The organism is Haladaptatus sp. W1 (assembly GCF_001723155.1).
Classification (GTDB): domain Archaea; phylum Halobacteriota; class Halobacteria; order Halobacteriales; family Haladaptataceae; genus Haladaptatus; species Haladaptatus paucihalophilus.
Genome location: NZ_MEIH01000274.1, coordinates 21,363 through 28,279 on the forward strand (window position 1 = coordinate 21,363; position 6,917 = coordinate 28,279).

The 6,917-nt window shown below is 63.0% G+C and carries 7 protein-coding genes and 1 pseudogene; 2 read left to right on the plus strand and 6 right to left on the minus strand.

The features are described 5' to 3' along the window. Position 1: 1 nt before the first annotated feature. The 3 genes from trmB to BG842_RS12915 form a co-directional block, all read right to left on the minus strand. Positions 2-1,063 carry an HTH-type sugar sensing transcriptional regulator TrmB gene (gene trmB / locus BG842_RS12910; RefSeq protein ID WP_069451047.1) on the minus strand — a complete coding sequence of 354 codons (1,062 nt, stop codon included), beginning with the start codon at positions 1,061-1,063 and terminating at the stop codon, positions 2-4. Between the two features lie 159 nt (positions 1,064-1,222). Beyond that, entirely contained in the window at positions 1,223-1,369 is a 147-nt protein-coding gene (locus BG842_RS29880) for a hypothetical protein (RefSeq protein WP_175424147.1), read from the minus strand. Between the two features lie 331 nt (positions 1,370-1,700). After that, entirely contained in the window at positions 1,701-2,447 is a 747-nt protein-coding gene (locus BG842_RS12915) for a proteasome assembly chaperone family protein (RefSeq protein WP_069451048.1), read from the minus strand. Between the two features lie 111 nt (positions 2,448-2,558). On the opposite strand from BG842_RS12915, the gene BG842_RS12920 reads away from it, so the two are divergent. Further along, on the plus strand, positions 2,559-3,548 hold the full coding sequence (locus tag BG842_RS12920; protein WP_069451049.1) for a mechanosensitive ion channel family protein: 990 nt from the start codon (positions 2,559-2,561) through the stop codon (positions 3,546-3,548). 2 nt (positions 3,549-3,550) lie between these two features. Here the strand turns inward: BG842_RS12920 and BG842_RS12925 are convergent, their stop codons facing one another. From BG842_RS12925 to BG842_RS12940, 3 genes are all read right to left on the minus strand, one after another. Then, the gene (locus tag BG842_RS12925) at positions 3,551-3,949 is read right to left on the minus strand and encodes a universal stress protein (RefSeq protein WP_007977607.1); all 399 of its coding nucleotides are present in this window, start codon (positions 3,947-3,949) and stop codon (positions 3,551-3,553) included. 35 nt (positions 3,950-3,984) lie between these two features. Continuing rightward, complete coding sequence (locus BG842_RS12930; RefSeq protein WP_069451050.1) at positions 3,985-5,346, minus strand: bifunctional UDP-sugar hydrolase/5'-nucleotidase; 1,362 nt, start codon at positions 5,344-5,346, stop codon at positions 3,985-3,987. A 455-nt stretch (positions 5,347-5,801) separates the two neighbouring features. Continuing rightward, a complete protein-coding gene (locus tag BG842_RS12940; RefSeq protein ID WP_069449430.1) occupies positions 5,802-6,437 on the minus strand; it encodes a reverse transcriptase-like protein in 636 nt (211 codons plus the stop codon). Between the two features lie 130 nt (positions 6,438-6,567). On the opposite strand from BG842_RS12940, the pseudogene BG842_RS31620 reads away from it, so the two are divergent. After that, positions 6,568-6,917 (plus strand): annotated as a pseudogene (locus BG842_RS31620) (twin-arginine translocation signal domain-containing protein); the annotation flags it as partial.

Sequence of the window (6,917 nt, forward strand, 5' to 3'; positions counted from 1 at the left end):
CTCACCGCTCGTAGGCCGGTGGTTCGTCCGTCCCGATTCGGATTTCGTGCGCTTCGATGTCTTCGAGCGCGGCGACCTGCCCGCCAACGGTGACCGTTCCCGTCTCGGTTTCGACCGACATTCCCGCGACGCGCTCGCCGCCCTCGAAGGAGAAGCCGACGACCTTTCCGCGAACGATACGGTCGTTTCCGGATTCGATGTCGCGGCCCTTGATGGTCGCGTAGAACTCGCCTTCCATCCCCTGAATCTCCTTGACACACCGACGGATGGAGGCGTATCGGCGCGGGAACGAACGCTTTTCGGCGTCTTCCGAGAGGGTTCGCTCGGCGGTCGTCCAGAGCACCGTGCCGAAGAAGCCGGACACGAGGAATCCCAGCGCGGAGCGGTTGAAGATGACGCCGTACCGGTCGCGGTCGTCGCGGAGGGCGTCCTGCGTCGCGTACATCGAGTATTCGCCGTCCGCCACCGCGATGACGGGTGTCGTGATTCCGCGGCGCGCGCGGGCGGTGGTCGCCACGGACTCGTAGTCGAACTCCGTCGGGTCGGGTGCTTCCGAGGCGGGCGTGACGAGCAGTTCGGTGCTCACGCCCGAGTTGATGGCCGCCGCGAGATCGTCGGCGAACCGTTCGAGGAGGTCGGGCGTCAGCGACAGCGCGAGTTCGTACTCGGCCGCCTCAATGACGTCTTCGAGGTAACGGAGGATGGTCGAGCGCGATTTGACCAGCGAGACGGCTTCCGTATCCCGCGCCGGGGCGGTGTAGCGCTCTTCGAGTTCGGTTATCATCTCGCCGAGCGACGATTGCACGTCGGAGAAGGCTTCTTCGGGGTCGATGGCGATGACCTTCATCGGTCTAGATTCGCGGAGTTCGACCAGTCCACGGTCGCTCAGACTGCGAACGGTATCGTACACCCGCGGTTGCGGAATGTCGGTGTGGTCCGCGATTTCGCTCGCCGTCAGTCGTCCGTGTTCGAGTACCGTGAGATAGGCGTCGATCTCGTACTCCCCTAAGCTGAACCGTTCTCCGACTCGTTCGAGTGTCAGATAGAGGTCGTCGGAGCTCATTATGAAACGGGAATCCACGGAGGACTATAGAACCCCAGCTTTCGCTTCCAGCTTTTACGACGGTCACAGGCCAGAGCGATGGCACTCGCCATCGCTCTGGTCGGTTCCCTGTAAAAGCTGGACCAAAAGCACCACGTCACCCCACTTCCGTCGCTCCTTTCAGTCGCTCCGTCGGGGGTTCCTCGGCCCGCTCACGGCTTCGCCGTTCGCGGAGAGGTCGTTAGCGCCCTGAAAGGACAGGTAGCCTATCGCTTCGCCGGTCGCTAGATTTCGGCGAGCGACCGAAGGGAGCGGTAGGCCAGTCACACAACCGACGGAAGTCCGCAATCGACACAACTGCCGAAAATCAGCCGATGACACAACCGCCAGAATGTCAGCAACCGACCAACCATCGAAAATCGGCGATTGAGACGACCATCAAACTTCCACTGGTAACACAGCCGCCAGTCGCTAGTACGCTCTCCGGAAAATCTTTGATTTTCCGGGCCGACGACCGAATGGAGACGAACGACTCGCGCCGCGAGTCGTTCGTCGAAATGAGGAAGGAGTGCTTTTGATGAACGTTTTACAGGGAGGCGTTGGGCGGGCGTGGTGAGTCACCACGCCCGCCCGATACCGACCGTCGTAAAACGTTCTGCTACATGTACATCCGGTCGTCCGGTCTCTCTCTGTCTCCGGCCGATTCCACACGCTGGGCGAGTTCGGCGTAGTACTCGCCGACTTCCTCGGCGAACGCTTCGAGCGGGTCCGTGTCGATGGTGAGTCCGTACACGTCACGGACGGCATCGATGAGGCGGAGCGCGGCCTCGACGTCCGGCGTCTGTGCGTGGACGGGGGTGACGAACACGCCGGTCGCAAGCGGCGTGTCGAGTCCGCGAGCGATGAGGGTCGCGTTCACGCCGTCGAGGAATCCGCGACCCATGCCGGGGATGTCCGTGCCGTCGAGTCGCTTCTCGTGGAAATCATCGGTGGCGATGGAGAAGACGCGGTGTTCGTCGGGACCGTGCGGGACGGGAATCCCCGAGAGGACGGCTATCTCCTCGACCCCGTGCTTCGCCGTCCAGTCGAGAATCGCGGTGGCGAAGGGGTCGGCGGCCCAGACGGGAACGAACAGTTCGCCGACGAGGATGGTCAGGTCGAGGTCCGACCGGGAGAACAGTCGCGTGTGGTGGCGCGGACGCCCGTTCTCGAACGGCGTAATCGCGGGCAACTGCTCGGCCGTGATGTGGCCCATCTCTTCGAGGTCGAGTTGCTCGACGAGGTAATTCACGGCGGTCAGTCCGGCGAGACCGAACTCGGAAAACCCGGCGAGGAGGGTGCCGCTCGGCTCCTCGTGGTGGCTGATTTCGAACGTGGCCCGGGGGCGATGTGATTCGGACGTCATACGTTCGAATTGTCGCGACGTGACTTAGTTTTCGCCACTATTTTTCCCGGGAACGACACGTCAAGCGTCGAAATGCGGGGGTTTTACTTGGTCGGGTGAGACGGAAGACTCATGCCGACGACCGGTACAGCGATTGATGGTATTCTCCGTTGGTTCGGCACCATCGGAGCGTTCGAAGTCGCCACGAACGTTACCGTCACGGACGTCCTCCTCGCGGCCTTGTTCGTCCTCCTCGGCTGGTACGTCTCGCAGTTGGTCGTCAGCCTCGTCGGTCGGCAGGTCGCGCGCCGATTCCGAAGGCCGAGCATCACGAAGACCGTTCTTCGCGGGGTTCGTGGCATCATCCTGTTCATCGCGGTCGCCACCGCCGCCGCACAGGTCGGCTTAGGAGCGTCCAACCTCCTGCTCTCGGTCACGGTGTTCTCCGCCACGGTCGGTCTCATCCTCGCACCCATCATCGGGAGCGTCATCAACGGACTGTTCCTGCTGGCCGACCAACCCTACGAAATCGGCGACCTCATCGAGTTGGTGGACACCAGCACCCCGGAAGGTGGAACCCGCGGCTACGTCGAGGACATCACGCTCCGGTACACGAAAATTTTCACGATGCAAAACACGTTCCTCGTCATCCCGAACGCGACGATGCGCGAGCGGGACGTGGTGAATTATTCGGCCGAGGACACGCGTTCGCGGCTTTCGCTCCAGATGCAAGTCACCTACGAGGGCAACCTCGACGAGGCGCGAGCCATCATGGAGCGGGCGGCCCGCAACACGCCGGAGGTCGTCGCGTCGGGGCCGGACATCCGTATCGGGAGCGCCCGCTATCCGAGCGACCCCGTGGCGCAGATACGGGATTACGCCGACCACGGCGTTCTGCTCGAACTCCGCTACTGGGTGAAAGACCCGTACTACATGCGCCGCGTCCACTCACACATCATGGAGCGAATCTGGGAGGAAATCCAGGATGCCGACGTGGAGATCGCATACCCCCACTCGCACCTCGTCTTCGACGATACGAGCGGCGTCGCGCGGGTCGCCGTCGAACGAGAACCCCAGCAGCGAACGCCCCCCTCCCGACCGGTTGAGTTCGACGAACGCTGACGCTATCCCACCGTGATAAGTTCGCAATCCACTTTCTCGCTGAGGAAGGTCTCGATGTCGGGGTCGTCCACCAGTCGGCGAATCGCACGCCGCCACCGACCGACCTGCTTACGGCCGATGACCACCACGTCGGCGCTCGTCGCGGCGATTTCCTCCAAAATCGTCTCCTCCACGAGAAAGCCGTCGCGGACGACGTATCTGGCGTTCCTGATCCGACCGAAGGCCTTCTCGACGGTTCGTTTCAGGTCGGTGCGTCGTATCTCGCTTCCGCGGTGATACAGATTCACGTGCAATACGGTGAGGTCGGCGTCTCGCTCTTCGGCCACGCGAAGAGCCTCGGAGAGCGTCCGACGCGAGTGTTCCGAAAGCGGATAGCGAACCGGAACGAGGACGCGAGTCATATCGAGTCGGAGGTGGTGCACCCGGGAGAACCTTACTATCTTTGCGCGATGCGACCCTCTATCTCGGGGTCGATGCCGAACCGACGGGCGTAGTCGGCCAGCACCTCGTACTGTACGTCTCCGGTTTCGACGTGGTGGTCGATGTCGAGCGCGGGGAACTCCCGGTCGCTGTGCAGGAGGTACTCGGTCGTCGCGAGGCTGTAGGTCGCGTCGTCCCGAATCTCGCGTCCGGCGATGGTCGCGGATTCGAGCGCGTCCTCCGCCCGGTTCCAGACGAGTTCGACCCCGCTCAGGTGACCGTGCCACCAGTCGTGTTCGGCGAACCCGATGGTCGGGTCGTGAGCCTGCCGGAACACGTCGAGGAGTTCGTCACCCGAGAGTTCCGCGACGACGACGCGCTCCTGAAACGGCAGGACGCTCACGAGGTCACCGACGGTCACCTCGCCCGAAAGCGGGTCGCCTTCGCGGATTCCGCCGCTGTTTTGCAGGCCGACGGCCGCGTCGGTCGCCCAGCGGTAGGCGTCAGCGACGAAGTTCCCGATTCGACTCTCGCCGCGGAAGGTCGTGGTTTTGGTTCGTTCGATGGGGTCGTCCACGCTCGCAACGACCGAACCGAGTCCGGCCGACTCCTTTCGTTCGTACAGCCGACCGGCCACGTCCTCGTTCCGCGGTGCGTCCGCGACGCGGTGTCGGGTCACGGTCGGTTCGGACCCGCCGTCGAAGGCCACTTCGAGGAGGACGTGGCCGTTGACACCCGGACGGGTAACGAGCGTCCCGTTCAGCTGTTCCACCCGCTCGGAGTGGACGTGTCCGCCGAGGATGACGTCGATATCCACCGCGTCGGCGAGCGCTTCGTCGCCGCGGCCGAGGTGGGAGAGCGCGACGACGATATCGACGCCCTCGTCTCGGAGACGGGAGACGGTTCGTTCGGCCGCCGCTATCGGGTCGGTGAACGTCAGTTCGCTCGCGTTCGGATTTATCGACGCCGTTTCGGGCGTGGTGACGCCGAAGAATCCGACCCGCGTCCCGCCGATATCTCGGGTCGCGTACGGCGCGGTTCCGGCACCGGCCGCGAACCGGTCGTCCCCTTCGCGGACGTTGACGGTGAGCCACGTCTGGGGGGAGCGCCGGACGAGTTCGCGGGTCCGGTCGATTCCGTAATCGAAGTCGTGGTTGCCGAACGTCCCGAAATCGGGCGAGATAGCGTCGAAGAAATCGAGGGCTTGCCGCCCCTCGGTGACGAGCGAGAGGACGCCGGGGGCGGTGTTGTCCCCGGTTCCGACGACGACGGTTCGGTCGTCGCGTCTGGCGTCGATACAACCCGCCAGTCGGCCGAGTCGGTCCGGGTCGTCGTAGACGTTCTCGATGTCCGAATAGTGGAGGAGCCGGAGGGTCATTGCCGACGTGTCTCAGGGAGGAGACAAGATACCTTCGATACGTTCAACATCCCTAAATCGATGGGCCGACAAGGGTGGATAATGACCACAGCGACGACGCCGAATGACGAAACCGTCTATATCAACGAGTCGGAAGGAACTCGCGGGTCGAAAGGTCCGTTTTTCGTCGTTCGGTGCTGGCTGTACAGCGAATAGCCACCATAGCCGATCAGTGCGAGCGCGAGCACGAAAGCGAGGACTCTCCGGTTCGATTCGACGGCATGCGTCTCTGGCTGAAATAGTTCGCCTTATTTGAATTAGCTACCGGTTTCGGTGACTCAAACCGAGCCAGTGGAAATCGGATCGGCGGAAACCGAGTCAACGGAAACCGAGCCAACCGGAAATCGGATCAGCAGGCTACTCGACCGCGTTCGTCTGCCGGAAATCGACGCGGAAACGCGAATCTCGTCGCTGTCTCACCCGCTCGCGTGTCTGTCGGCGCGGGACGGCGGCGGAATCTGCGGTTCGCTCGACTCCGGCGCGTCGGGAAGGAGACATCGCTCGGGTTCGCGGTTGACGTGCGCGTACTGCTCGGGTGCGTTCGCCAGCGGATGGGCGGGGTTCTGCTCGCTTCGAATCCGTGCGGCACGGAGTTCGCCGAATCCGGCGATTCTGGCCCGGATTCCCCGCCAGTGGTGTTTGCCCGCGAGCGGGACGGAGAACGGTTTCGGCGGTCGGCAATCCGTCCGATTGTGGGCGAGGACGGCGTTGTTGACGTTGGCGGCCAGTTGGTCGTGGTCCACCAGCACGCCGACGCGTGCGTTTCTGGGCGCGCGGACGGCCAACACGTCGAGGCCGAGGTGGAGCGCCCGGTACTCGGCGACGTTGTTGTCGGGCACGTCACTATCGGGGACGGAGAGACGGGCGACGCGCCTGCCGTCGCGCGTTTCGATGATTACGCCGAGTCCACCGGCACCGGACTCCCGGTCGAACGACCCGTCACTCGTGACGTAGAAATCACGGTGATGGGTGTGAGGTGGGTGGGCGATGTGTGGGGTGGGCGACTCATCGAACAGATCACGTAATGAGGGATGACGGCCGTGAACGGCCATATTTCCCGGTTCGGTATCAGGTCACATAAATCTGCGGTTAGGTTCGTTATAAAGTGTCATGAGATAATGAGTCACGGGCGATGTCGTCCCATACCACAGATATATATGCAATTACCCGCCATGTCAGGGTATGCCCGATGAGCGACTAAATCGGCGGACGTATTTGAAGTTTGCAGGAGGCGCAGCAGCGTCAGCGGCCTTGGCAGGCTGTACTGGCGGTGGGAACAACCAAAATCAGGATGGGACCGACGGTCAAACGTCCAGTACCGACAGCGGAGGTGATGGCGGCGGAAACACGACGGGAGACTTCCCCGCGACCATCACGCAAGGACAGATGCCGTCCACGCTCGACCCGCAGAACCACCGGGAGACGACCACGGATAACGTCGTCCTACAGGCCTACGAGGGCCTGCTCTCGCGCAACGCGGACGGGAAAATCATCAAGAAGCTGGCGACGAAGTACGAGCGGACCGGCGACAA

Bases quoted from the DNA above. Each gene is read 5' to 3' on its own strand.
- BG842_RS12920 (WP_069451049.1), top strand. From the start codon at position 2,559: ATGCCGACGACCGGTACAGCGATTGATGGTATTCTCCGTTGGTTCGGC.
- BG842_RS12915 (WP_069451048.1), bottom strand. From the start codon at position 2,447: ATGACGTCCGAATCACATCGCCCCCGGGCCACGTTCGAAATCAGCCAC.
- BG842_RS12930 (WP_069451050.1), bottom strand. From the start codon at position 5,346: ATGACCCTCCGGCTCCTCCACTATTCGGACATCGAGAACGTCTACGAC.
- trmB (WP_069451047.1), bottom strand. From the start codon at position 1,063: ATGAGCTCCGACGACCTCTATCTGACACTCGAACGAGTCGGAGAACGG.
- BG842_RS12925 (WP_007977607.1), bottom strand. From the start codon at position 3,949: ATGACTCGCGTCCTCGTTCCGGTTCGCTATCCGCTTTCGGAACACTCG.
- BG842_RS12940 (WP_069449430.1), bottom strand. From the start codon at position 6,437: ATGGCCGTTCACGGCCGTCATCCCTCATTACGTGATCTGTTCGATGAG.